Genomic DNA, 24666 nt, shown 5'->3' with positions numbered 1-24666 from the left:
AGGGGCTGCCCGCCATCCGTGGTGCGGGCGGCCCCTTCGGCGTTCCCCCCGGATTGTCCGGCGCCGGAAATGGGTAGGTCGTTCGGTCGAAACTTCTGGAGGTGCCCACCATGACCGACGCCGCGCCGCGGCTGGCCGCTCTTGCCGAGACCCTGCTGGGCACGCCCCTGCCCGTCCGCGTACGAGCCTGGGACGGGAGCGAGGCCGGTCCGCCGTCCGGGCCCATTCTGGTACTGGCCAACCGGCGCGCCCTGCGCCGTGTGCTGTGGAAGCCCGGGGAACTCGGACTGGCCCGCGCGTGGGTCGCCGGCGACCTCACCGTCGACGGAGACCTCTTCGAGCTGCTGGACCGCGTCGCCGGTCTCCTCTGGGAGGCGGACCCCGCGCCCGCCCGCCCCGCGGTGGAGCCGCTCGTCGGCCTCGGCAAGCTCGCCGCCCTGCGCCCCCACCTGCCCGCCCGGGCCGCCGCCGCCTCCGGCTCGACCGCCCTGCTGCGCGACCCCGAGGCCCGCGCCGCCCTCCGCGAACTCATCGCCCTGGCCCGGCCGTGGCCCGCGCCCGCCCCGCCGCCCGAGGAGGCCGTCCGACGTTCCGGGGCCCGCCACACCAAGGGCCGCGACCGCGCGGCCATCAGCCACCACTACGACGTCGGCAACGAGTTCTACGAGCGGGTGCTCGGCCCGTCGATGGTGTACTCCTGCGCCTACTGGAGACCCGGCGGCACCCTGGAGGAGGCCCAGCGGGACAAGCTCGACCTGGTCTGCCGCAAGCTCGCCCTGGAGCCCGGACAGCGGCTGCTCGACGTCGGCTGCGGCTGGGGCTCCATGGCCCTGCACGCGGCCCGCGAGTACGACGTCCAGGTCACCGGCATCACCCTCTCGCGCGAGCAGGCCGCGTACGCCCGCAAGCGGGTCGCGGAGGAGGGCCTCGCCGACCGGATCGAGATCCGCATCCAGGACTACCGGGACGTCAAGGACGGTCCCTACGACGCCATTTCCTCGATCGGGATGGCCGAGCACGTCGGCGCCGAACGCTACCGCGAGTACGCCCGCACCCTGCACGCGCTGCTGCGCCCCGGCGGACGGCTCCTGAACCACCAGATCGCCCGCCCGCCGGAGCCCGACGAAGAGGCCTACCGGATCGACGAGTTCATCGACGCGTACGTGTTCCCCGACGGGGAGCTCTCCCCGGTCGGCGGCACCGTGGGCGAACTGGAACGCGCCGGCTTCGAGGTGCGCGACGTCGAGGCGCTGCGCGAGCACTACGCACTCACCCTGCGGGCCTGGGTCGCCCGCCTGGAGCGCCACTGGGACGAGGCCGTGCGCCTGACCTCGCCCGGCCGGGCCCGGGTGTGGCGGCTGTACATGGCGGCCTCCGCGCTCGGCTTCGAACACAACCGGCTCGGGGTCAACCAGGTGCTCGCCGTCCGGCCCGGACCGAGGGCCGAATCGGGACTGCCGCTGCGCGCCCGGGAGTGGGGCGCGCCGCGGGCCCCGTGAGCGGCGGACGACGACGAAGGGCCCCGCGACGGTGAACGTCGCGGGGCCCTTCGCCCTGTGGCCCGCCAAGGCCTCGAACCCGGTCCCGGTCGGGCTACTCGGTCTTGATGGCGGTCAGCATGTTCAACCGGGCGGCGCTGCGGGCCGGCCACATGGCCGCCAGCACGCCCACCACGCCGGCGAGCAGGAGGAAGATGCCGATCCGGTCCCACGGCAGGACCAGCGCGTAGTCGGGCACCGTCTCGGTGAGGGTGGAGCCGACCGCCCAGGCGAGGAAGATGCCGATGGCGACACCGAGGACCGCGCCGAAGAGCGAGATGACCACGGCCTCCAGGCGGATCATGTTCTTGACGCGGCTGCGGTCCAGGCCGATCGCCCGCAGCATGCCGATCTCCTGCGTCCGCTCGAAGACGGACATGGCCAGGGTGTTGACCACGCCGAGCACCGAGACGATCAGCGCCATGCCGAGCAGGCCGTACATGACGTTCAGAGCGGTGTTGATCATGCCGCCCATCTCGTTGCGCATGTCCTGCTGGGTGGCGATGGAGATGGCCGGGTTGTTGCCGAGGGCGTCGAGGACGGCCTTCTCGCCGGCCTTCGAGTCACCGGCGGTGGCGTTGACGTACACCTCGGGGATGTACGGGGTCTCGGTGTGCGGGCTGAGGATCTTCTCGTCGAGGACGTACGGGGAGAGCAGGCCCTCAAGGTCCTTGTAGACCGCGCCGACCTTCAGCGAACCCTTCTTGCCGTCGTCGTACATGACCTGGAGGGTGGAGCCGACCGTCAGCCCCTTCTCCTTCGCCGTCTTCTCGGCCACCGCCACCTCGCCCTTGGCGAGGCTGTCCAGCGAGCCGGTGACCACGTCGATGTTGAGCAGGTCGCCGATGGCCTTCGGGTTGACGCCGGAGGCCGCCTTGAAGTCCTCACCGATCTTCAGCATGTCGGCCCGCTGCGGGGAGACCGCCTTGATGCCCGGCGCCTTGGCCAGGGCCTCGGCGACGGACGCGTCCAGGCTGCCGCCACCCATGGCCATGGAGACCTTGTAGTCGGCCTTCAGCTTGTCGGTGCTCATCCGGTCCACGGCCTTGCCCATGGTGATGCCGAGCACGGACAGGGTGGTGACCAGGGTGAGGCCGATGGCGAGGGAGGCGGCGGTGACGGCGGTGCGGCGCGGGTTGCGCACGGCGTTCTGCGCGGCCAGCTTGCCCGGTACGCCGAAGACCTTCTCCAGCAGCGGTCGCACGGCCGCGATCAGCGGCCGGGACAGCAGCGGGAGCAGCACGATCAGGCCGATGAGGATGAAGAAGGCGCCGCCGCCGATGAGGTACCGGCCGTTCTCGCCGCTCACGGACACGCCACCGAGGGTCATCGCGAAGCCGATGAGGCTCAGGACGCTGCCGCTGATGTTGCGCAGGAGCAGGGACTTGGCGTCGGCCGGCAGGTGGGCGCTGCCCATCGCGGCGACCGGGGGGATCCGGCCGGTGCGCCACGCGGGGAACACGGCCGCCACCGTGGTGACGAACACGCCGATGACGAGCGCCGCGATGATCGTCGCCGGGGCGATGACCAGGTCACCGGCCGGGATCTTGGCGCCGATGGAGTCCATCAGGGACCGCATGCCGATCGCCAGGCCGACACCGGTGACCAGGCCGATCGCGGAGGAGATCAGACCCACGACCAGGGCCTCGGTCAGGACCGAGCGCACGACCTGGCCGCGCTTGGCGCCGACGGCGCGCAGCAGGGCCAGTTCCTTGGTGCGCTGGGCGACCAGCATGGTGAACGTGTTGTAGATCAGGAAGATGCCGACGAAGAGCGAGATGCCGGCGAACACGAGCAGCATCGTGCTCATGCCGCTCATCTGGGCCTTGATGTCCTTGGCCTGCTCCTTGGCGAGTTCGGCGCCGGTCTGGGCCCGGGTGTTCTTCTCGTCGAGCAGCGGCTTGATGTCGGCCAGCAGCTGGTCGGAGGAGGCGCCCGCCGCGGCGCTGACGGACAGCTCGTCGAAGAAGCCCGGCTTCAGGTACAGCTGCTGGGCGGTGGCGGTCTCGAAGAGGACGAGGCTGCCGCCGGCGTTGACCTGGCCGTCCTCGGTGGTGAAGACGCCGCCGAGGACGTACTCCTTCACCGGGCCGTTGGTGGCGACGCGGACCTTGTCCCCGACCTTGTACTTGCCCTTGGTCGCCGTCTCCTTGTCGAGGGCGACCTGGTTCGCGGCGGTCGGACCGGAGCCTTCGACGAACGTGTAGGACGGGTCCTGGCCGCCCTTCGCCGGGGCGAAGTTGGAGCCCCGGTTGGCCCAACCGTCGCCGATGAGCCTGCCGTTCTCGTCGCCGACGCCGGCGAAGCCGGAGACCCGGGCGGAGACGGTGTCGACGCCCTTGACGGCCTTGACCTTGTCGACGGTCTGCCGGCTGATGCCGGGATCGCCCTCGCGGACCCCGTCCTCGTTGCGGCCCGCGCCCCACGAGGTCACGGAGACGGCGACTTTGTCGAAGCTCTTGGCGGACTGGCCCGAGAGGGCTTTGCCGAGGGTGTCGGTGAACACGAGCGTGCCGGAGACGAAGGCGACGCCGAGGGTGACGGCGAGCACCGTCATCAGCAGTCTGGCCTTGTGCGCGAGCACGTTGCGCAGGGCGGTACGGAACATGGTGGAGGATCCAGGTGTCGGGGGCCGGCGGAGGACGTGCGGAGGGGCGGTCCCTCAGCTGGTGCGGCCCTTGGCGTCGAAGGCCTTCATGCGGTCGAGGACCCCGTCGGCGGACGGGTTGACCATCTCGTCGACGATCCGGCCGTCGGCGAGGAAGATGACGCGGTCCGCGTAGGAGGCGGCGACCGGGTCGTGGGTGACCATGACGACGGTCTGGCCCAGCTCGCGGACCGAGTTGCGCAGGAAGCCGAGGACCTCCGCGCCGGAGCGCGAGTCCAGGTTTCCGGTCGGCTCGTCGCCGAAGATGATCTCGGGGCGGGAGGCCAGGGCGCGGGCGACCGCCACGCGCTGCTGCTGGCCGCCGGAGAGCTGGGTCGGGCGGTGCCCGAGCCGGTCGGAGAGACCGACCATGGAGATCACGGAGTCCAGCCACTGCTTGTCGGGCTTGCGGCCCGCGATGTCCATGGGGAGCGTGATGTTCTCCAGGGCGGTCAGCGTCGGCAGCAGGTTGAACGCCTGGAAGATGAAGCCGATCTTGTCCCGGCGCAGCTGCGTCAACTGCTTGTCCTTCAGGGAACCCAGCTCGACGTCGCCGATGCGCACGGAACCGGCCGAGAAGGTGTCCAGACCGGCGACGCAGTGCATCAGCGTCGACTTGCCGGAGCCGGACGGGCCCATGATCGCGGTGAACTGGCCGGCGCCGAAGTCGACGGACACGTTGTCCAGCGCGACCACCTGGGTCTCGCCCTGGCCGTACACCTTGGAGAGCTGGGTGGCGCGGGCGGCCACGGCCTGGGTGGTGTGCGGGGCGTAGTTCATGGTGGTCACGGGGACTCCTGTCGAGCAAGGGTGCTGCGGTGTGGCGGGACCCTTCCATCCTCGCCGCGCACCACCCCGCTCCGGATCAGCCGAGGTGCCCGTTCATGGGCCCACTGGAGTCTGATCGCCGGCCCGGGCTTCTCCTCCTCTGGTATGACAGGGGCGCTCGCGCGGCGGGGTCGCGCCGGCGGCGCCGGGCGGTCCCGGGACGCCGCTCCGGAACGCCTCCGGGGTGCCCGGGGAGCCGCTCGGGGAGCTCCGGGGGTCGGCCGTCCGCCGACCGCCCCGCCGGCCGTTCGGGGGCGCGGACCGGTCCGGGGTGGCGGACCGGTGGCGACCGGGTGGCGTGCGGCGGCGAAATCCCGTCATTCCCATCGCGGGGGTGATCGTCGTCGGGAAGGTGCCGACAACGCCTTATCGGGCCTGACGGCCCCTCAAGCGCCAATAAAATCAGACAACATCGGGCAGAAGCCCAGGTCGGGGCAGGGGCGTTCCGGATAGGCTCGACGCAGCGTTGAAGGCTTTTCCACGGGGGCCGCCACGCCCTGCCCGGATGGTGGAATGCAGACACGGCGAGCTTAAACCTCGCTGGCCCTCGGGCCGTGCCGGTTCAAGTCCGGCTTCGGGCACGACCACGCTCTGTGCGGACGGGAAACACGTGAACGGCGGGGGTGCCCTGGGGGGCGCCCCCGCCGTCGTCCTGTCGAGACGCGACCACGACCGACCACCGGCCCTCGCCCACCCGGGTGTTCGGCTGCCCCGTGCCCGACTCGGCCCGCCACGAGCCCCGTTGACGGTCCTGCCTTCCGTGCGCCCCGACCCGTGCGCGCGCCCGCCCGCCTGTTCGTCCGTCCATGGCGCGGATCCCGCCCGACCGCCCCTCCCGCGGCGGTGGTCGGGCCTCCGCGGTCGAGGCACCTCGGCCCCGGGGCGTGCCGGCGAATGCGGGCCGTGGGGAGGGGCCCGGGAAAGGGCCCTTTCGGGCGTGCCGGAATGTTCCGCGATTCGAGAGGCCTCGAATAGCCGGGCGTTTCGGACCGGGGATATCGGGCGATACGCGGATCGCGCGGATCGAGGACGCGACGGATCGGCGCCCGAGCCGCTCCGGAAGGGCGTCACGGCCGGTCCGCAGGGCATCGGAGGCCTTGCGGCCGTATGCTCCTACGTCCTGGTCGCCCCGCGCGGGCCGGGGTCCCGCTTGCCCTTTTTGGGCTCCTGTGAGAGGGGGAAAGATCCTCCTCCAGCAGTAGGGTGATTCCTTTGCGAGCGCATTACTCTTGTTGCTAAGGCCGCGCACGGTGGCCATGGAGGAGTGAGATGAGGAGCAGTAACCCGGTCTTCTCGCGACGGGGGTTCAGCCGCGACAACGGCGGCTACGCGGGTTTCGACGCGCAGCAGGCGCAGGCCGGGACCGCGACCAACCCGTACGCGACGAACCCTTACGCCACGGACCCCGCCACGGGGATGCCGCAGGCACCGGTGCGCGCCGGTGCGATGACCATCGACGACGTCGTGAGCCGTACGGCCATGACGCTCGGCGTGCTCACGCTCACCGCGACCATCGCCTGGCTCGCCCTGCCGGTCGACGCGGCCAACCTGAACAAGTCGTACGGCATCGCCATCGTCGCGATGCTCATCGCGTTCGGTCTGGCGCTCGTCCAGTCCTTCAAGCGCAAGGCCTCGCCGGCGATCATCCTCGCCTACGCGGCTTTCGAGGGTGTCTTCCTCGGCGTCATCAGCGCCGCGGTGAGCACCTACATCAGCTCCGGCGTGGTCATCCAGGCCGTGCTCGGCACGCTCTGCGTCTTCGCCGGCGTGCTGTTCGCGTACAAGATGCGCTGGATCCGCGTCACCCGCCGTTTCTACGGCTTCGTGATGGCGGCCGCCATGGGCTTCATGCTGCTCATGGTCGTCAACCTGCTCTTCTCGATCTTCGCGGGCGGCAACGGTCTGGGCTTCCGCAGCGGCGGCCTCGGCATCCTGTTCGGCGTCATCGGCATCATCCTCGGCGCCTGCTTCCTCGCCCTCGACTTCAAGCAGGTCGAGGACGGCGTGACGTACGGCGCCCCGCGCGAGGAGGCGTGGCTGGCGGCCTTCGGCCTCACCACGACCCTGGTCTGGATCTACCTGGAGATGCTGCGGCTCTTCTCGATCCTCTCCGGCGACGACTAGTCGTACCGGTCCCAGGCCCCGGGCGGACGCCCACACGGCATCAGGAAGGCCCCGCGAGCACGATGCTCGCGGGGCCTTCCCGTGTCTCGTGGGGGATGCGGAGTCGGTCGGGGACTCGGGACGGGGGCAGGGGCGGTGACGGGGGTTCAGCCCAGTCTGCGGGCGGCCCTGCGCAGGTCGTACTCGTGGATGATCGCCTTGGCCTGGCCGTACGACAGTTCGTGCGCGCCGCGCAGCCAGCTGACCTTCTCCTCGAACCGGACGAGGGAGGGGCCGTCGTCCACGGTGCGGAGCCAGTCGGAGAGTTCACGACCGGTGGTCAAGGGAATTCTGTCGATCATGTTGCGGTGTGTCTGCTCGGAGAACTCTACGGACATGGGCGCCTCCGGAGGTATCGCCGTGTTCTCTTCACGACACCGTGCCTCAGCGTTCGCTCGTTGGCAATGGTGCCCGGGCGCCGCGTAAGGTCGGCCGGGTGCTCGATACCTCGCCCCTGACCCTCGTGGTCGAACGTTTCGCCGACCGGCTGCGGGCCACACCGCAGAGCCGACTCCAGCGCGGCGCCGCCGCCGAGGCGCTGGAACTGGCCCGCGAGTTGGCCGTACGGGCCCAGCGGCTGGAGTCCGCCGCAAGCGCCGCGGAAGCGGGGGCGGCTCCGGCGCGTGTCGTGCCGGACGCGGGCATCTTCGTCGTCGGGGACCAGGTGGCGGTCGCCGGACTGGACCTCGCGGAGGCGCTGCGCGCCACCGCCGCCGCACCCGCCCCCGACGACGCGAAGGCCCCGTCCGCGATGCTGGACGAGGCCGTGCGACTGGTGGAGCAGGCGGAGATCAGAGCGATGCGATGACGCGGTCCGCGAGGATGTAGACGTTGTTGTCGGGGTCCTCGGAGTCACCGCAGGAGAACGTCAGCGCGTAGGCGCCGGAGATCCCCGAGCCGCCCAGCAGCACCGGCGCGGTGCCCGAACGCAAGGCCTCGGAGAGGCGCTCGGCGGTCTCCCGGTGCCCCGGGGTCATGCAGAGCGTGGTGCCGTCCGTGAAGACGTACACGTCCAGGGTGCCCAGCGGGCCCGGACGGACGTCCGCGAGGGCCGTACGGGCCTCCGCGAGCTCCTCCAGGCGGTTCACCGTGCGCTCGTGGTCCGCTCCCGGGTGGGAGGCCTGCACGGGCACGAAATCGGGGTGCGAGGGGTGGCGCCTACGGGCCGCCGCCAGCTCCGGGGAGTCCTCCGGGTACTCGTCGAGGATCTCGTCGCCCAGGAGCGGCTCCAGGCCCACCATGTCCGCCTGCCGGGGCAGGAAGACCGGGTTCTCCTCGCCGAGCCCCGGCAGACCGCCGAGCAGCGAGGGGGCGTCGGCGGCGTCACGGGCCTCCTGCGCGGCCCAGAAGGCCCGCGCCTCGGCCAGCTCGCGCTCGCGCTCCTCGGCGAGGGCTTCGGCCACGGCGGCTCGTATCTCCGCCGCGGGGGACTCGACGGCGCTGCGGGCGTGCGGGACGGTCGCACCGCGCGGGTGCGACGACACGACGAGCTCACCGCGCAGGGCCGTGACCTGCTTTCGCAGTCCGTGTACGGCGTGCAGCGCAGCGGCGCCCACGGCCGTGGCAGCGGCCGTGGTCAGCAGCAGGGCAAGAGACATGGCGCTCACTGACTAACTCCCGGTTGATTCGATCCCCCGACTTCCTACATCAGCTTGACCTCTGCTGGGAATGGCAGGCAGTGCATTACGTCATGAATTGGACAGGTCTTTCGGCCTTGGGGCCTGTAGCGGGTGCGGTCTGACCTGCACAAATGCCAAACCCCCGGGACAAAGGTCACATCCTGGGGGAGATTCGGTCACAGCTCGGCCGCGACGGGATTAGATTCGGCGTCAGTACGGCGGGCGTCATCCGGCCGAAATCCTTACGGCGCTTGGGCGCCGAGCTTGATCAGGTATGCGCCGGCCCGCATGGAGAGCCTCCGACGCCGTCGCACAGCGTCCCGAGCCCACTACCGCACGGCCCGACCACTTTTCGCCCCCGACCCGCGCCTCGACGATCCGGACGGAGCGAAGGGCCCCCTCGACACGAGGGGACCCCTGCTTCAGCGGCAGGCGCGCCCGGCCCGCCCGGCTCAGCCGCTCCGGCTCAGCTCAGCCGCTCGTGCCGCTGGTCGCGCAGAGCCTCGCCACCGCTGCGGGCAGGTGCCCGTCCTCGTGCCTCGGACGGACCCCTACCCGCCGCTCCGGCTCAGCTCAGCCGCTCGATCACCATGGCCATGCCCTGGCCGCCGCCCACGCACATCGTCTCCAGACCGAACTGCTTGTCGTGGAACTGCAGGCTGTTGATCAGGGTGCCGGTGATGCGGGCACCGGTCATCCCGAACGGGTGACCGACGGCGATGGCTCCGCCGTTGACGTTCAGCTTCTCCAGCGGGATCTCCAGGTCCCGGTAGGAGGGGATGACCTGGGCCGCGAAGGCCTCGTTGATCTCGAACAGGTCGATGTCGTCCACCGTCAGGCCGGCCCGCTTCAGGGCCTGCTTCGACGCCTCGACCGGGCCCAGGCCCATGATCTCGGGGGAGAGGCCGGTGACACCGGTGGAGACGATGCGGGCCAGCGGGGTCAGGCCCAGCTCGCGCGCCTTCGTGTCGCTCATGATCACCAGCGCCGCGGCGCCGTCGTTCAGCGGACAGCAGTTGGCGGCCGTGACCAGGCCGTCCGGGCGGAAGACGGGCTTCAGACCCTGGACACCCTCCAGCGTGACCCCCGCGCGCGGCCCGTCGTCGGTGGAGACGACCGTGCCGTCCGGGGTGGTGACCGGGGTGATCTCGCGTGCCCAGAAGCCGTTCTTGACGGCTTCCTCGGCCAGGTTCTGCGAACGGACGCCGAACTCGTCCATGTCCGCGCGGGTCACGCCCTTGGCGCGGGCCAGGTTCTCGGCGGTCTGACCCATCGCGATGTACGCGTCCGGGACCAGACCGTCCTCGCGCGGGTCGTGCCAGGACGCGCCCTCGCTCTGCGCGACGGCCGCGGTACGGCCCTCGGCGTCCGAGAAGAACGGGTTGTGCGTGTCCGGCAGACCGTCCGAGGAGCCCTTCACGGACCGGGAGACCATCTCGACGCCCGCCGAGATGAACACGTCACCCTCGCCCGCCTTGATGGCGTGCAGGGCCATGCGGGAGGTCTGCAGCGAGGAGGCGCAGTAGCGGGTGATCGTCGTGCCGGGCAGGTAGTCCATGCCCATCTGCACGGCCACGATGCGACCCAGGTTGTGGCCCTGCTCGCCGCCCGGGAGGCCACAGCCGAGCATCAGGTCGTCGATCTCGCGCGGGTCCAGCCCCGGGACCTTGGCGAGCGCGGCCTGGATCACCGTGGCGGTCAGGTCGTCCGGGCGGACGTCCTTGAGGGACCCCTTGAAGGCGCGCCCGATGGGCGAGCGGGCGGTGGAAACGATGACGGCTTCGGGCATCGGGGCTCCAAGGGGGTGCGTTGCGGCTCAAGTCGGACCGCATGTGAAGTTACCGGCCCGTACGGTCGAGGTCACCGGCCTCGGCATGTGATGAGGGCCGCACTGCGCTCACGGCGGGTCCCGCGAGCCGGATCCGGACGCCGTGCACCCGGACCCCCGGGCCGATCGGGGGCCCGGCAAGATCCTGAGAAGGGCGGCCTACGCGCCCGTCCGACTGCCGGAGAGACCCGCCGGCGTCTCTCCCTCGCCCGGGGGCTGGCCGATGTCCGGATCGGTCGGCACCCGCCGCCGGCGCCGGTGCTTGAGCAGGGCCCACGGGCCCCGGGCCGCCGTGACCTCCGTGCCGGCCTCGCCCGCCGCCGCGGACGCCGCCTTCGCCACCGGCAGCATGTCCTCGTCGCGCGAGACGTCGAGGCGGTCGGACTCCGGCCACAGCCCCAGCGCCGCGCACAGCGTCGGCAGGACGGCCATGGCGGCGGTCGCGTACCCCTCCGCCGACGGGTGGTAGGAATCCGGGCCGAACATCTCACGCGGGTTCGCCGCGAACTCGGGGCCCAGCAGGTCCCCCATGGAGACCGTACGGGCGCCCAGGGCGAGGACGCCGATCGTCTGCGCGGCGGCCAACTGGCGCGAGACCCTCCGGGCCAGCATGCGCAGCGGCTGGTAGACGGGCTCGATCGTGCCCAGGTCGGGGCAGGTGCCCACGACGACCTCGGACCCCGCCAGCCGCAGCCGACGGACGGCCGCGGTGAGCAGCCGGACCGACTGGGTGGGCGGCATCCGGCGCGTCACGTCGTTCGCACCGATCATGATCACGCAGACGTCCGGGGCGGGCGCGCCCGCCTCCACGCCGTCGAGGAGGAGGCCCACCTGCCGGTCGAGGTCGTCCGACATCGCCCCCGACAGGGCCACGTTGCGCAGCTCCACCGGCCGCTCCGCCACCGCCGCCAGCCCGGACGCCAGCAGGGCGCCCGGGGTCTGGCGGGCCCGCCGCACCCCCAGCCCCGCCGCCGTGGAGTCGCCCAACATGCCCATCCGCAGCGGCCCCGGGCTCAGCTCGGGCCCGCCGAACTCGCTCCCGTAGAGGCCGTCCGCACGCGGCGGATCCGGCAGACCGGTGCCCACGGTCCGCTTCGCGAACTGCACCTCCGCCAGCACCAAACCCACCGCGGCGGCCCCGACGAGCCCGAGCCCGCCCCCGCCGTACGCCGCGCCCGCCGCGATCCGGCGGGCCGTCCTCGCCCTGGACACCCTTCAAGCCACCTCGCTTCCGTGCCTGGCCTCGAAGACCTTCCTGCCCCGTAGTGCCGGTCGGTCAATCCCTTTCCGCATACTCTGGCCGGACCTCCCGGAGAACCCGTGGAGTCCCCTCCTTGGAGAACATGGTGCAATTCCACGACTCGATGATCAGCCTCGTCGGCAACACCCCGCTGGTGAAGCTCAACCGCGTGACCGAAGGGCTTCAGGCGACCGTCCTGGCCAAGGTCGAGTACTTCAACCCCGGCGGATCGGTCAAGGACCGCATCGCCGTCCGGATGATCGAGGCCGCCGAGCAGAGCGGTGCCCTCAAGCCCGGTGGCACCATCGTGGAGCCGACCAGTGGCAACACCGGTGTAGGACTCGCCATCGTGGCCCAGCAGAAGGGCTACAAGTGCATCTTCGTCTGCCCTGACAAGGTGTCCATGGACAAGATCAATGTGATGCGCGCGTACGGCGCGGAGGTCGTGGTCTGCCCGACCGCCGTCGACCCCGAGCACCCGGACTCCTACTACAACGTGTCCGACCGCCTCGCGCGCGAGCCCGGCGCCTGGAAGCCCGACCAGTACAGCAACCCGAACAACCCCCGTTCGCACTACGAGACCACCGGCCCCGAGCTGTGGGACCAGACCGACGGGAAGATCACCCACTTCGTCGCGGGCGTCGGCACCGGCGGCACCATCTCCGGCACCGGCAACTACCTCAAGGAGGTCAGCGGCGGCCAGGTCAAGGTCATCGGCGCCGACCCCGAGGGCTCCGTCTACTCCGGCGGATCCGGCCGCCCCTACCTCGTCGAAGGCGTCGGCGAGGACTTCTGGCCGACCGCCTACGACCCGAACGTGACCGACGAGATCATCGCGGTGTCCGACAAGGACTCCTTCCAGATGACCCGCCGCCTCGCCAAGGAAGAGGGCCTCCTCGTCGGCGGCTCCTGCGGCATGGCCGTCGTCGCCGCGCTCCGCGCCGCCGAAGGCCTCGGCCCGGACGACGTCGTCGTCGTCCTGCTGCCCGACAGCGGCCGCGGCTACCTCAGCAAGATCTTCAGCGACGAGTGGATGGCCGGACACGGCTTCCTGGAGGAAGCGGGCCCCTCCGCCCGCATCGGCGAGGTCCTCAAGGACAAGGAGGGCGGCATTCCCTCCCTCGTCCACATGCACCCCGAGGAGACCGTCGGCGAGGCCATCGAGGTCCTGCGCGAATACGGCGTCTCGCAGATGCCGATCGTCAAGCCGGGCGCCGGTCACCCCGACGTCATGGCCGCCGAGGTCATCGGCTCCGTCGTCGAGAAGGAACTCCTGGCGGCGCTGTTCGCCCAGCGGGCCTCCCTCGGGGACCCGCTGGAGAAGCACATGAGCGCACCCCTGCCGCAGGTCGGATCCGGCGAACCCGTCTCCGAACTGATGGCCGTCCTCGGCGAGGCCGACGCGGCGATCGTGCTGGTCGAAGGCAAGCCCACCGGCGTCGTGAGCCGCCAGGACCTGCTGGCGTTCCTCGCCAAGGGCGCGAAGTAAGCCCGACGCGCAAACGGTACGGGCCCGACACGTGACGGCAGCACCGGCTTAACACGGCCCCGGCACAGTGGTGGTTGTCGGCGAGAACGCGAAACGCTCCTCGCCGGCCCACCGACTGGTGTCGGCGTGGCTCCGGAGCGGCTCCCGGACCGTGACGACGCCATGGATGCGGACGGCCCTGACCCGGCCCGTGTCCATCGCGGGGACCGCCGTCGTCCCGCCCCCGGGCAACCGGGGTGCGGCGGTCCCCGCGCTTACCCATTTTTGAGGGCTCGGTTCGCCTCCGGGGGCCTGCAGCCCGACTCACAGGCTCCACGTGCTCATACCGCTCGTTCCTCGCGGTCTTCCGCGCGAGGAGCCTGTTCCCCGGGCGCGCCCCTTCGGCTCACTCGCCGGGGTGCCGGGGCTCGGTTCGCCTCCGGAGCCCGCTCACTCGCCCCTGGGGCGGAAGGACTTCGTCGCGTGGACGAAGTTCACCGCCACGATGCCCGCCCACGCCACCAGCAGGCCCTTGAACCCGGCCTGGACGGCGGCGATGGCGGAGAGGGGGATCGCCAGCACCAGCGTGATGACGGCGAACCCGAAGCGTTCCCCGAAGTTGGTGTCCGAGGACGCCGCACGACGGTCGCCGCGGGCCGCCAGACGTTCCTCGGCCAGCCGCCGGCGGAGTTGGACGTCCACCTTGTCGACGAACGAGTCCACCAGCGCGGACTCGTACTCGGACCCCAGCTCCCGCCGCGCGTCCAGCGTCGCGTCGAGTTCCTTCTTCAGCTCTTGGCGCTCCATGCGCCCAGGCTAGGCAGCGCAGGGCGCCCCGGCACTGGGGCTGGCCCCCGTCTCGCGGAGCGGCCGGCGGCTTGCCGTCCTGCATAACCGCATGCAGAGTGCTCGGTGACTGAATATTCACCGGGACGGGGACGGAGGGGGACGGGATGAGCGACAGCCCGGCCGCGCGGCTGCAGAAGCTCTTCGAGGGGCACCGGCTGACGCCGACGCAGCGGCGGATCGCGCACTGCATGGTGCGCGGGGCGGCGGAGGTGCCGTTCCTGTCGAGCGTGGAGTTGGCGGAGCTGGCCGGAGTGAGCCAGCCGTCCGTGACCCGGTTCGCGGTGGCGCTCGGCTTCGACGGGTACCCGGCGCTGCGCCGACACCTGCGCGAGGTGGCGCCCGTCGGGCAGGGTGAGGGCGGGAGCGCGGACGCGTACAACGAGTACCAACAGGCCGTCCAGGGCGAGATCGAGAACCTGCGCCGGCTGTCGGCGATGCTCGCCGATCCCGCGCCGGTCGTGGAGGCGGGACGGCTGCTGGCGGGATCGACCCCGCTGCCGGTGCTCGGGCTGCGGGCCGCTTCCTCGCAGGCGCGCGGGTTCGCGTACTTCGCCGCCAAGGTCCACCCCGACGTACGGCTCCTCGACGAGGGCGGCTCCATGCTCGCCGACCGGATCGACGCGGCCGTGACCGCCGGGGCGTCGGCGCTGCTCTGCTTCGCGTTGCCCCGGCATCCGCGGGAGGTGGCGGAGGCACTCGAACACGGGCGTGCCGCCGGGCTGACCGTGGTGACGGTCGCCGACTCGGCGTTCGCCCCGGTGGCCCGCCACAGCGACCTGCTGATCCCGGCGCCGGTCGGGACCGGGCTGGCCTTCGACACGGCGTGCGCGCCGATGCTGCTGGGCCGGGTGCTGCTGGAGGCGATGGCGGACGCGCTGCCGGACGCCCAGGCGCGCCTGGAGGCCTTCGACGCCCGGGCCGCGGCGCGCGGACTGTTCGTCGAGTAGGGACGCGCCGGGGTTGGTGCGGGGCCGCCGCTCAGCGGTAGTCCAGCTCGGCGAGCTCGTTGGCGAGACGGTCGCGCAGCACCGGGACGCGGCCCAGCACGGGCAGCGCGGTGTTGCGCACGGCGCGCAGGACCGGGTTGCGGGTGGTCGCGACGCGGGTCATCCGGTCGGTGAAGGCCACCACCCGCAGGGCGACGGGGCGGCGCGTCGCCTCGTACGAGTCGAGGCGGCCGTTGGTCAGGGCCCGGCCGAGGGCGTGGCCGTCCTGGATGCCGGTGTTCATGCCCTGCCCGCCGGCCGGGCTGTGCACGTGGGCGGCGTCCCCGGCGAGCAGCATCCGTCCGGCGCGGTAGCGGTCGGCGACCCGGTGGTGGACGCGGAACCGGGAGGACCACAGGACCCCGGTGACGCGGGCCTGTCCCGGCGCGCGCTCGTCCAGGAGCGCCTGGACGAAGCCGAGGTCCGGTTCGGCCGGCGCCCTGTCCGCGGTGGCGACGATCCGGTAGCGCCGGCCGCCCTCGCCCGGCAGCGGGGCGACCACGGTCAGCCCGGCCGCGCCGAAGGTCAGCGAGACCTCCCGTCGGCCCGGCGCCCAGTCCATGGTGACGTCGGCGAGGGCGAAGGACTCCTCGTACGAGCTGCCGGTGAAGCCGATCCCGGCCGCCTCGCGGACGACGCTGTGCATGCCGTCGGCGCCCACGACGTGGTCGGCGCGCAGGGTCTCGCCGGTCGCGGTGGTCAGGGTGACGCCCTGGTCGTCCTGGGTGAGGGCGGTGACCTGGTACGGGCGGTGGACCTCGCCGCCCAGCGCGCGCAGCCGGTCGAGCAGCACCGCCTCGGTCTCGTACTGGGGGACCATCAGCGCGTACGGGTGGGCGGTCCGCAGCCCGTCGAAGGGGATCGCGGTCAGGACGCGGGCGCCGTCGCGGATCCGGAACCGGGTGACGGGGATGCCGCGGCCGATCAGTTCGGCGGAGAGCGCGCCGGACGGGTCCAGTTCGTCGAGGACCTCCAGGGTGCGGGCGTGGACGACGGCCGCGCGGGAGGTGTTGGCCCCTTCGGCCTGCCGGTCGAGGAGCACGAAGTCGATGCCGGCCCGGGCGAGGGTGACGGCGAGCGCGAGACCGGTGGGGCCGGCGCCGACGACGGCGACCTCGGTGCGGGCGGGGAGTGCGGGACGGGTCACGGGATGCCTCCTCCGGGATGCCAACGGGTGTTGGCCAACGTCTGTTGACTTCAGGGTGCGCCTGCTTCGGTGGCATGTCAACGATCGTTGGCCTACATTCGTTGACATGGCAGCACACGAGGTGGGGAGCAGGGGCGCGCAGACCAGGGCGGCGATCCTGCGGGCGGCGCGCGAACGGTTCGCCGCACAGGGGTACGAGCGCACGACGATCCGGGCCGTCGCCGCCGACGCCGACATCGACCCTTCGATGGTCATGCGGTACTTCGGCAACAAGGAGAAGCTGTTCGACGCGGCCCTGGCCGTGGACCTGCGGCTGCCGGACCTGGGCGCCGTACCGGAGTCGGAACTGCCGCAGGCGCTGGTGCGCCACTTCGTCGAGCGCTGGGAAGGGGACCCGTCCGACGACGCGCTCCTGGTCCTGCTGCGCTCGGCCGTCACCAACGAGCGGGCCGCGCAGCGGATGCGGGAGACGTTCGCCGGGCAGGTCGCGCCGGCGCTGGCCGCCGCGCTGGGCCCGGAGCGGGCGGCGCGGGTCGCCGGACTGGTCGCCGCCCAACTGCTCGGGCTGGGGCTGGCCCGCTACCTGCTGCGGCTGCCGGGGGTGGTGACGCTGAGCGCGGACGCGGTGGTGGCCGGGCTGACCCCGGCGGTGCGCGCGACGCTCGCCGAGTCCGGCTGACGCCGGGGCCCCCGCGGTTTCACAGGAGGGCGTCCGGGTTCGCGCCGCCCGCCTCGGCGACGATCGCGGACAGCGGCTGCGCCGGGCGGACCGGGGCGAAGCGGACCGCTCCGGCGGCGTCCACCGTGAAGCCGTGGACCGCCGGTCGGGGAAGGCTGTTGTAGCCGTGGTGGGCGGTGAAGAAGTACGCGCCGGTGTCCGGTACGGCGACCAGGTCACCCGGGGCCAGTTCCGGCAGCTCCCGCGCCGTGGCCAGCAGGTCCCCCGCGAAGCAGGCCGGGCCCGCGACGTCCTGGGGGACGGGGGTCCCGGTCTTCGGGAGGCCCTTGGCGTCGTACGGGAGGATCCGCAGCGGCCAGGCCGCCGGGGCGTACACCGTGCGGGTGGCGACCTGGACCCCGGCGTGCGTGAGGGCGATGGGCCGGCCGCCGGTCGCCTTCGTGTACTCGACCCGTGCCAGGACCAGCCCGTGCTTGGCGGTCAGGGAGCGGCCGAACTCCGTGACCAGGCCGTAGGCGCCCGAGAACAGGCCGGGCGCCGCGGCCCGCAGGGCCGCCACGTACTGCGCGTACGTCGGGGTCTCGGCGTCCGAGGAGAAGTTCACCGGCAGCCCGCCCCCGATGTCGAGGGTGTCGACCTGCCGCCGCCCGGCCGCCGCGTTGATCTCCTCGGCCAGGGCGTACAGCTCCCGCACCCCCTCCGCGATCAACGGCAGGGGCACGCCCTGGGAGCCCGAGTGGGTGTGCAGCCGGGTGAGCCACGGCCGATCCGCGTACGCCCGCAGCAGCCACTCGCGCGCGCCCGGGTCGCGCAGCGGGACGCCGAACTTCGAGGTGGCCGTGGCCGTGGACAGGGCGTCGATGGCGCCCGCGCCGGTCTGCGGGTTGATCCGTACGCCGATCGGGGACCGGGTGGGGGCCGCCGCGACCAGGGCGTCGATGCGGCGCAGCTCCTGCCCGTTGTCGGCGTTGACGGCGATGCCCAGGGCGAGGGCCTCGCGGAGTTCCGCCGGGGTCTTGGCGGGGGAGTCCAGCACGGTGTGCTCCGGCGCGACCCCGGCCGCCCGGGCCAGCGCCAGCTCGCCGGCGCTGGCCACCTCGCAGCCGACGCCGACCGAGGAGAGCAGCCGCAGCACCGGGACCAGGGGGCAGGCCTTCACCGCGAAGGCGTGCAGGACGGGGGCGCCGGCCGGCAGGGCGTCGGCGAACGCGCGGGTCAGCGCGCCGGCCGACGCGCGGATCCCGGCGGTGTCCAGCAGGCAGACCAGCGGTTCCGTGTCCAGGAGGCCCTGCCGCGCGGCGGCCCGTACGGCCCGGTCCCGGCGGGTGGAGGCGCTCTGCGCGTGCGTGTCGGCGGCCATGTCCGCCATCCCATCATTCGGCGGGGCCGGCCGCAGCTGTTGACTGAATCTATTCAGGAGGTCAGGATGTGAATGGATTGACCCACACCGGAGGAGGCACCCGCCATGTCAGGACCCCGCCCCGTACGGGCCGCGCGAGGCACCGAACTCAGCACCCTGGGATGGCAGCAGGAGGCCGCGCTGCGGATGCTCCAGAACAACCTCGACCCCGAGGTCGCCGAGCACCCCGACAAGCTCGTCGTCTACGGCGGCACCGGCAAGGCCGCGCGCGACTGGCGCTCGTACGACGCCATGGTCCGCACCCTGCGGACCCTGAAGCAGGACGAGACGATGCTCGTCCAGTCCGGCCGCCCGGTCGGCGTGATGCAGACCCACGAGTGGGCGCCGCGCGTCCTGCTCGCCAACTCCAACCTGGTCGGCGACTGGGCCAACTGGGAGGAGTTCCGCCGCCTGGAGCACCTCGGCCTCACCATGTACGGCCAGATGACCGCCGGTTCCTGGATCTACATCGGCACCCAGGGCATCCTCCAGGGCACCTACGAGACATTCGCCGCCGTCGCCGCGAAGAAGTTCAACGGCACGCTCGCCGGCACCATCACCCTCACCGCCGGCCTCGGCGGCATGGGCGGCGCCCAGCCGCTGGCCGTCACCATGAACGACGGCGTCGCGATCTGCATCGACGTCGACCCGCGCGCCATCGACCGCCGCATCGAGCACCGCTACCTCGACGTCAAGGCCGACAACCTGCGCCACGCGCTCCAGCTGGCCGTCGAGGCCCGTGACGCCCGCAAGCCGCTCTCCATCGGTCTGCTCGGCAACGCGGCCGACCTGCTGCCGCAGATGCTCGCCGAAGGCGCCCCGATCGACATCGTGACGGACCAGACCTCCGCCCACGACCCGCTCGCCTACCTCCCCGTCGGCGTCGACTTCGACGACATGGCGGACTACGCGGCCAAGGACCCGGCGGGCTTCACCACCCGCGCCCGCGAGTCCATGGCCACGCACGTCGAGGCCATGGTCGGCTTCATGGACGCCGGCGCCGAGGTCTTCGACTACGGCAACTCCATCCGCGGCGAGGCCCAGCTCGCCGGCTACGACCGCGCCTTCGCCTTCCCCGGCTTCGTCCCCGCCTACATCCGCCCGCTGTTCTGCGAGGGCAAGGGCCCCTTCCGCTGGGCCGCCCTGTCCGGCGAGGCCTCGGACATCCACAAGACCGACAAGGCGATGCTCGACCTCTTCCCCGAGAACGAGTCCCTGCACCGCTGGATCAAGATGGCCGGCGAACGCGTCCACTTCCAGGGCCTGCCCGCCCGCATCTGCTGGCTCGGCTACGGCGAGCGCGACAAGGCCGGCGAGCGCTTCAACGAGATGGTCGCCGACGGCACCCTGGCCGCCCCGCTGGTCATCGGCCGCGACCACCTGGACTGCGGCTCGGTGGCCTCCCCGTACCGCGAGACCGAGGCCATGCTCGACGGCTCCGACGCCATCGCGGACTGGCCGCTGCTCAACGCCATGGTCAACGTCGCCTCCGGCGCCTCCTGGGTCTCCATCCACCACGGCGGCGGCGTCGGCATGGGCCGCTCCATCCACGCCGGCCAGGTCACCGTCGCGGACGGCACGAAGCTCGCCGGCGAGAAGATCCGCCGCGTCCTGACCAACGACCCGGGCATGGGCGTCATCCGCCACGTCGACGCGGGCTACGACATCGCCGAGTCGGTGGCCGACGACCGCGGCGTCCGCGTCCCCATGCGCGAGGGCGACGACGCGTGAGCGACCACCCCGCCGGGGCGACCTCGTTCCACTCCATGTGGGACGAGCTCGCCCCCATCGGCCGGCACGCCGACTCCGGCGGCTACCGCCGGCACGCCTGGACCGGCGCCGACGCCGACTGCCGCACCTGGTTCCAGGCCCAGGCCGAGGCCCGCGGTCTCACCTACGAGACGGACCGCAACGGCAACCAGTGGGCCTGGCTCGGCGACCCCCTCGCGGGCGACGCCGTCGTCACCGGCTCGCACCTGGACTCCGTCCCCGACGGCGGGGCCTTCGACGGCCCCCTCGGCGTGGTGTCCTCCTTCGCGGCCCTGGACGAACTCCGCCGGAGGGGAGCGGAGTTCTCCAGGCCCCTGGCCATCACCAACTTCGGTGACGAGGAAGGCGCCCGCTTCGGCCTCGCCTGCGTCGGCTCCCGCCTCGCGGCCGGGCAACTGACCAAGGAGAAGGCGTACGAGCTCCGCGACGCGGACGGGATCACCCTGCCCCGCGCCATGGAGTCCGCCGGGTACGACCCCGAGACGATCGGCGCCGACCCCGAGCGCCTCGCCCGCATCGGCGCCTTCGTCGAACTCCACGTCGAACAGGGCCGGGCCCTGGACCTGTCCGGGGACCGGGTCGGCATCGCCTCCGCGATCTGGCCGCACGGCCGCTGGCGCTTCGACTTCCACGGCGAGGCCAACCACGCGGGCACCACCCGCCTCGTCGACCGCCGCGACCCCATGCTCACGTACGCGGCGACCGTGCTGGCCGCCCGCACCGAGGCCGCCCTCGCCGGAGCCGTCGCCACCTTCGGGAAGATCGCCGTCGAACCCAACGGGGTCAACGCCATCCCCTCGCTGGTCCGCGGCTGGCTCGACTCGCGCGCCGCCGACCAGGCCACCCTCGACACGGTCGTCACGGCCATCGAGAAGGCCGCCCGCGAACGCGCCGACCAGGACGGCATCGACCTCGACATCGTCCGGGAGTCCTTCACCCCGGTCGTCGAGTTCGAACACGCCCTGCGCGACGAACTGAACCGGATCCTCGGCGGATCCCTGCCCGTCCTCGGCACCGGCGCGGGACACGACGCGGGAATCCTCTCCGCCGCCGTCCCGACCGCGATGCTGTTCGTACGGAACCCGACCGGCGTCTCCCACTCCCCGAAGGAGTTCGCCGCCGAGGACGACTGCGTGGCCGGAGTCCTGGCCCTCGCCGACGTACTGGAAGGACTCGCGTGCAGGTGACCGCACACAAGACGTACTGGCTGGAACACGCCTGGCTCGGCACCCACGTCGAGCCGGGCGTCGCCCTGGACGTGGACGCCGACGGGCGCATCGCCGCCCTGCGCACCGACACCCCGGCCCCGCCCCCCGGCGCGGAGGTGCTGCGCGGCCTCACCGTCCCGGGCCTGGCCAACGCGCACTCCCACGCCTTCCACCGCGCCCTGCGGGGCACGGTCCAGGTCGGCAGCGGCACCTTCTGGACCTGGCGCGACTTCATGTACAAGTTCGCCCAGAACCTCACCCCCGACAGCTACTTCGCGCTGGCCCGCGCGGTGTACGCGGAGATGGCCCTCGCCGGCGTCACCAACGTCGGCGAGTTCCACTACGTCCACCACGCGCCCGGCGGCGCCCCCTACGCCGACCCCAACGCCATGGGCGAGGCGCTGATCGAGGCCGCCGCCGCGGCCGGCATCCGCATCACCCTCCTCGACACCGCCTACCTCTCCTCGGGCTTCGGCAAGGCACCCGAACCGCACCAGCGGCGGTTCTCCGACGGCACCGCCGACGCCTGGGCCGAACGGGTCACCGCCCTCAAGCCCCGCGCGCACGCCCTGATCGGCGCCGCGATCCACTCGGTGCGCGCGGTGCCCGCCGACCAACTGGCCACCGTCGCCCAATGGGCCCAGGAACGGAGGGCACCCCTGCACGTCCACCTCTCGGAGCAGACCGCCGAGAACGACGCCTGCCAGGCCGCCCACGGCCGCACCCCCACCCAACTCCTCTCCGACCACGGCGTGCTCGGGCCCCGCACCACCGGCGTCCACAACACGCACCTCACCGACACCGACATCGCCCTGCTCGGCGGAACCTCCACCGGCACCTGCATGTGCCCCACCACCGAACGCGACCTCGCCGACGGCATCGGCCCCGCGACCCGCCTCCAGCACGCGGGCAGCCCGCTCTCCCTCGGCAGCGACAGCCACGCCGTGATCGACCTCCTCGAAGAGGCCCGCGCGATGGAGCTGAACGAGCGGCTGCGCAGCCGCACCCGCGGCCACTGGACGGCCCACGCCCTGCTCTCCGCCGCCACCGAGGACGGGCACGCCGCCCTGGGCCTGCCCGACGCGGGCCGGCTGGAGACGGGCGCCCTCGCGGACTTCACCACGATCGCCCTGGACTCCGTGCGCACCGCCGGTCCGCTGCCCCGCCTGGCCGCCGAGACCGCCGTGTTCGCCGCGTCCGCCGCCGACGTCCGCCACACCGTGGTGGGCGGCCGGCACATCGTCCGCGACGGGGCGCACACCCTGGTCGGGGACGTGGCGGCCGCCCTTTCCGAGTCGATCGCAGCCGTCCGAGGCTGACCGGCCGAAGGATCCGGGGCGGAGCCCGGCCAACCCCGAGAGGAATCATGACCACCACCGTCATCACCAACATCGGCAGCCTCGTCACCAACGACCCCGCCCTCGGCGACGGCAGCCCTCTCGGCCTGATCGAGAACGCGGCCGTCGTCATCGAGGACGAGCGCGTCGCCTGGGTCGGCCCCGCCGACCGGGCGCCCGCCGCCGACCGGGACGTCGACGCCGAGGGCCGGGCCGTCATCCCCGGCTTCGTGGACTCCCACTCCCACCTGGTGTTCGCGGGCGACCGCACCGCCGAGTTCAACGCCCGGATGTCCGGGCGCGCCTACTCCGCGGGAGGCATCCGCACCACCGTCGCCGCGACCCGCGCCGCCACGGACGCCGCTCTCGAAGCCAACCTGCTGCGCCACCTCGACGAGGCCCGCCGCCAGGGCACCACCACCTTCGAGACCAAGTCCGGCTACGGCCTCACCGTCGCCGACGAGGCCCGCGCCCTGCGCATCGCCGCCGCGCACACCGAGGAGGTCACCTACCTCGGCGCGCACATCGTGTCCCCCGACTACGCCGACGACCCCGCCGGCTACGTGGACCTGGTCACCGGCGAGATGCTGACGGCCTGCGCCCCGCACGCCCGCTGGGTGGACGTGTTCTGCGAGAAGGGCGCCTTCGACGGCGACCAGGCCCGCGCGATCCTCACCGCCGGCGCGGCCGCCGGGCTGATCCCGCGCATCCACGCCAACCAGCTCTCCCACGGTCCCGGCGTCCAACTCGCCGTCGAGCTGGAGGCGGCCTCCGCCGACCACTGCACCCACCTCACGGACGCCGACGTCGACGCCCTCGCCCAGGCCTCGGCCACCACCGTCGCCACCCTGCTGCCCGGCGCCGAGTTCTCCACCCGCGCCCAGTGGCCCGACGCCCGTCGCCTGCTGGACGCGGGCGTGACCGTGGCCCTGTCCACGGACTGCAACCCCGGCTCCTCCTACACGAGTTCGATGCCGTTCTGCATCGCGCTCGCCGTCCGGGACATGCGGATGACCCCCGACGAGGCGCTCTGGTCCGCCACCGCCGGCGGCGCCCGCGCCCTGCGCCGCACCGACATCGGCACGCTCGCCCCCGGAGCCCGCGCCGACCTGGTCCTGCTGGACGCCCCCAGCCACGTCCACCTCGCCTACCGGCCCGGCGTCCCGCTGGTCGCCGCGGTCTGGCAGCGAGGGGTCCGCGCCGTCTGAACCCGAGCAGGGCGCGCACGAGCACCCACGGGCCCGGACCGGGCCGAGCCGGCCGAAACAGGTGCGTCCGACGCGCCGTCGAACCCCCGCCGACCGGCCGCCGATCCGGGCCCGTCCCGTGTCTTCCCTCCGTAAGGCCCCCGGCGTACCTTGAGCCACCAATCTGATGTGCCGTCAGTAACTTGTCGGACATCCACGGTTCACGGTTCGAGGGGAAGACGAAGGTGTCCCACCGCAAACGCACCACCGCGCTCGCGCTGGCCTCCGCGCTGGCCGGATCGGCGGCCGTCCTGACGCTCGCCCCCTCGGCCCACGCCGACGTGGTCGACGTCGCCTACAACTGCGCCACACCCATCGGGGACAAGTCGGCCGTCTCGCCCATCGACATCAAGGCGGTCAAGGCCGGCGACGGGTACAAGCTGACGATGTCCTTCCAGAAGGGCGTCTCCTCCAGCCCCATCGAGCTCGGCAAGGGCGCGATGAGCCCGAGCGCCGTCATCCTCGTCGGCGGCGCCGACAAGGGCTCCGTCCCCGTCTCCGGCCCACCCAACCCCGAGGCCGTGCCCGCCGACACCCCCATCAAGATCACCGACCTCTCGGGCACCTACACCCCCAAGAAGAGCGGCAAGGTCACCTTCACCGCCGGCGTGCTCACCATCAAGGCCATGGGCACCACCACCACCTGCACCCCCGGCAACAGCCCCAAGCCCTCCCTCGAACTGGACGTCACCGCCCCCGGCGGCGCCGCGGCC

General features: G+C 72.5%; 20 protein-coding genes and 1 tRNA gene. 12 read left to right on the top strand and 9 right to left on the bottom strand.

Features of this window, described 5'->3' with window-relative positions:
- Window positions 1-110: 110 nt before the first annotated feature.
- Window positions 111-1499 carry an SAM-dependent methyltransferase gene (locus tag ADK55_RS22435; RefSeq protein WP_053681460.1) on the top strand — a complete coding sequence of 463 codons (1389 nt, stop codon included), beginning with the start codon at window positions 111-113 and terminating at the stop codon, window positions 1497-1499.
- Between the two features lie 94 nt (window positions 1500-1593).
- On the opposite strand, the gene ADK55_RS22430 is transcribed toward ADK55_RS22435, so the two are convergent.
- Together ADK55_RS22430 and ADK55_RS22425 are read right to left on the bottom strand one after the other, a co-directional pair.
- Window positions 1594-4146, bottom strand: a complete 2553-nt coding sequence (locus ADK55_RS22430; RefSeq protein WP_053681458.1) for an ABC transporter permease — start codon at window positions 4144-4146, stop codon at window positions 1594-1596.
- A gap of 54 nt (window positions 4147-4200) precedes the next feature.
- Entirely contained in the window at window positions 4201-4965 is a 765-nt protein-coding gene (locus ADK55_RS22425; RefSeq protein ID WP_107089278.1) for an ABC transporter ATP-binding protein, read from the bottom strand.
- Between the two features lie 547 nt (window positions 4966-5512).
- On the opposite strand from ADK55_RS22425, the gene ADK55_RS22420 reads away from it, so the two are divergent.
- Window positions 5513-5594, top strand: a tRNA-Leu gene (locus tag ADK55_RS22420).
- A gap of 688 nt (window positions 5595-6282) precedes the next feature.
- Complete coding sequence (locus ADK55_RS22415; protein WP_053681453.1) at window positions 6283-7137, top strand: Bax inhibitor-1/YccA family membrane protein; 855 nt, start codon at window positions 6283-6285, stop codon at window positions 7135-7137.
- Between the two features lie 146 nt (window positions 7138-7283).
- Here the strand turns inward: ADK55_RS22415 and ADK55_RS22410 are convergent, their stop codons facing one another.
- Complete coding sequence (locus tag ADK55_RS22410) at window positions 7284-7514, bottom strand: DUF4287 domain-containing protein (RefSeq protein ID WP_053681451.1); 231 nt, start codon at window positions 7512-7514, stop codon at window positions 7284-7286.
- 98 nt (window positions 7515-7612) lie between these two features.
- Here ADK55_RS22410 and ADK55_RS22405 point away from each other — a divergent pair, with 98 nt between their 5' ends.
- On the top strand, window positions 7613-7984 hold the full coding sequence (locus tag ADK55_RS22405; protein ID WP_053681448.1) for a hypothetical protein: 372 nt from the start codon (window positions 7613-7615) through the stop codon (window positions 7982-7984).
- On the opposite strand, the gene ADK55_RS22400 is transcribed toward ADK55_RS22405, so the two are convergent.
- The 3 genes from ADK55_RS22400 to ADK55_RS22390 all read right to left on the bottom strand — a co-directional run bounded on the left by ADK55_RS22400 (window position 7968) and on the right by ADK55_RS22390 (window position 11835).
- The gene (locus ADK55_RS22400) at window positions 7968-8774 is read right to left on the bottom strand and encodes a hypothetical protein (RefSeq protein WP_199826599.1); all 807 of its coding nucleotides are present in this window, start codon (window positions 8772-8774) and stop codon (window positions 7968-7970) included. The genes ADK55_RS22405 and ADK55_RS22400 overlap by 17 nt on opposite strands.
- 589 nt (window positions 8775-9363) lie before the next feature.
- Window positions 9364-10584 carry an acetyl-CoA C-acetyltransferase gene (locus ADK55_RS22395; protein ID WP_053681444.1) on the bottom strand — a complete coding sequence of 407 codons (1221 nt, stop codon included), beginning with the start codon at window positions 10582-10584 and terminating at the stop codon, window positions 9364-9366.
- A 198-nt stretch (window positions 10585-10782) separates the two neighbouring features.
- Window positions 10783-11835 carry an SGNH/GDSL hydrolase family protein gene (locus ADK55_RS22390; protein WP_053681443.1) on the bottom strand — a complete coding sequence of 351 codons (1053 nt, stop codon included), beginning with the start codon at window positions 11833-11835 and terminating at the stop codon, window positions 10783-10785.
- A 134-nt stretch (window positions 11836-11969) separates the two neighbouring features.
- On the opposite strand from ADK55_RS22390, the gene ADK55_RS22385 reads away from it, so the two are divergent.
- Window positions 11970-13352: a cystathionine beta-synthase gene (locus tag ADK55_RS22385; RefSeq protein ID WP_053681514.1), complete on the top strand. Its 1383-nt coding sequence runs from the start codon at window positions 11970-11972 to the stop codon at window positions 13350-13352.
- A 429-nt stretch (window positions 13353-13781) separates the two neighbouring features.
- On the opposite strand, the gene ADK55_RS22380 is transcribed toward ADK55_RS22385, so the two are convergent.
- Window positions 13782-14138 (bottom strand): hypothetical protein, encoded by a 357-nt coding sequence (locus tag ADK55_RS22380; protein ID WP_053681441.1) that lies wholly within the window; start codon window positions 14136-14138, stop codon window positions 13782-13784.
- Window positions 14139-14284: 146 nt separating this feature from the next.
- Here ADK55_RS22380 and ADK55_RS22375 point away from each other — a divergent pair, with 146 nt between their 5' ends.
- Entirely contained in the window at window positions 14285-15127 is an 843-nt protein-coding gene (locus ADK55_RS22375) for a MurR/RpiR family transcriptional regulator (RefSeq protein WP_053681439.1), read from the top strand.
- 31 nt (window positions 15128-15158) lie between these two features.
- Here ADK55_RS22375 and ADK55_RS22370 read toward each other — a convergent pair whose 3' ends face one another.
- A complete protein-coding gene (locus ADK55_RS22370; RefSeq protein ID WP_053681436.1) occupies window positions 15159-16313 on the bottom strand; it encodes an FAD-dependent oxidoreductase in 1155 nt (384 codons plus the stop codon).
- 106 nt (window positions 16314-16419) lie between these two features.
- On the opposite strand from ADK55_RS22370, the gene ADK55_RS22365 reads away from it, so the two are divergent.
- Window positions 16420-16992, top strand: a complete 573-nt coding sequence (locus tag ADK55_RS22365) for a TetR family transcriptional regulator (RefSeq protein WP_053681433.1) — start codon at window positions 16420-16422, stop codon at window positions 16990-16992.
- Window positions 16993-17011: 19 nt separating this feature from the next.
- Here the strand turns inward: ADK55_RS22365 and ADK55_RS22360 are convergent, their stop codons facing one another.
- Entirely contained in the window at window positions 17012-18352 is a 1341-nt protein-coding gene (locus ADK55_RS22360; RefSeq protein WP_053681512.1) for a diaminopimelate decarboxylase, read from the bottom strand.
- 105 nt (window positions 18353-18457) lie between these two features.
- Between ADK55_RS22360 and hutU the strand changes: the two genes are divergently transcribed.
- The 5 genes from hutU to ADK55_RS22335 form a co-directional block, all read left to right on the top strand.
- Window positions 18458-20122 (top strand): urocanate hydratase, encoded by a 1665-nt coding sequence (hutU, locus tag ADK55_RS22355; RefSeq protein ID WP_053681431.1) that lies wholly within the window; start codon window positions 18458-18460, stop codon window positions 20120-20122.
- Window positions 20123-20157: 35 nt separating this feature from the next.
- Window positions 20158-21348 (top strand): allantoate amidohydrolase, encoded by a 1191-nt coding sequence (locus tag ADK55_RS22350; protein WP_053681510.1) that lies wholly within the window; start codon window positions 20158-20160, stop codon window positions 21346-21348.
- Window positions 21345-22688, top strand: a complete 1344-nt coding sequence (locus ADK55_RS22345; protein ID WP_053681508.1) for a formimidoylglutamate deiminase — start codon at window positions 21345-21347, stop codon at window positions 22686-22688. Before ADK55_RS22350 ends, ADK55_RS22345 begins: the two co-directional genes overlap by 4 nt.
- Before the next feature lie 47 nt (window positions 22689-22735).
- On the top strand, window positions 22736-23914 hold the full coding sequence (gene hutI / locus ADK55_RS22340) for an imidazolonepropionase (RefSeq protein WP_053681429.1): 1179 nt from the start codon (window positions 22736-22738) through the stop codon (window positions 23912-23914).
- Between the two features lie 224 nt (window positions 23915-24138).
- Window positions 24139-24666: hypothetical protein (locus tag ADK55_RS22335; protein WP_053681506.1), on the top strand; the 528-nt coding region annotated here is incomplete at its 3' end.

It is taken from the genome of Streptomyces sp. WM4235, from assembly GCF_001279725.1.
GTDB lineage: Bacteria > Actinomycetota > Actinomycetes > Streptomycetales > Streptomycetaceae > Streptomyces.
Note: the sequence above shows the minus strand (reverse complement) of the source record. Positions and strands in the feature narration are given on the sequence as shown.

Bases quoted from the DNA above. Each gene is read 5' to 3' on its own strand.
- ADK55_RS22415 (WP_053681453.1), top strand. From the start codon at position 6,283: ATGAGGAGCAGTAACCCGGTCTTCTCGCGACGGGGGTTCAGCCGCGAC.
- ADK55_RS22375 (WP_053681439.1), top strand. From the start codon at position 14,285: ATGAGCGACAGCCCGGCCGCGCGGCTGCAGAAGCTCTTCGAGGGGCAC.
- ADK55_RS22430 (WP_053681458.1), bottom strand. From the start codon at position 4,146: ATGTTCCGTACCGCCCTGCGCAACGTGCTCGCGCACAAGGCCAGACTG.
- ADK55_RS22360 (WP_053681512.1), bottom strand. From the start codon at position 18,352: ATGGCCGCCGACACGCACGCGCAGAGCGCCTCCACCCGCCGGGACCGG.
- ADK55_RS22425 (WP_107089278.1), bottom strand. From the start codon at position 4,965: ATGAACTACGCCCCGCACACCACCCAGGCCGTGGCCGCCCGCGCCACC.
- hutU (WP_053681431.1), top strand. From the start codon at position 18,458: ATGTCAGGACCCCGCCCCGTACGGGCCGCGCGAGGCACCGAACTCAGC.
- ADK55_RS22365 (WP_053681433.1), top strand. From the start codon at position 16,420: ATGGCAGCACACGAGGTGGGGAGCAGGGGCGCGCAGACCAGGGCGGCG.
- hutI (WP_053681429.1), top strand. From the start codon at position 22,736: ATGACCACCACCGTCATCACCAACATCGGCAGCCTCGTCACCAACGAC.
- ADK55_RS22435 (WP_053681460.1), top strand. From the start codon at position 111: ATGACCGACGCCGCGCCGCGGCTGGCCGCTCTTGCCGAGACCCTGCTG.
- ADK55_RS22410 (WP_053681451.1), bottom strand. From the start codon at position 7,514: ATGTCCGTAGAGTTCTCCGAGCAGACACACCGCAACATGATCGACAGA.
- ADK55_RS22380 (WP_053681441.1), bottom strand. From the start codon at position 14,138: ATGGAGCGCCAAGAGCTGAAGAAGGAACTCGACGCGACGCTGGACGCG.
- ADK55_RS22350 (WP_053681510.1), top strand. From the start codon at position 20,158: ATGTGGGACGAGCTCGCCCCCATCGGCCGGCACGCCGACTCCGGCGGC.
- ADK55_RS22400 (WP_199826599.1), bottom strand. From the start codon at position 8,774: ATGTCTCTTGCCCTGCTGCTGACCACGGCCGCTGCCACGGCCGTGGGC.
- ADK55_RS22395 (WP_053681444.1), bottom strand. From the start codon at position 10,584: ATGCCCGAAGCCGTCATCGTTTCCACCGCCCGCTCGCCCATCGGGCGC.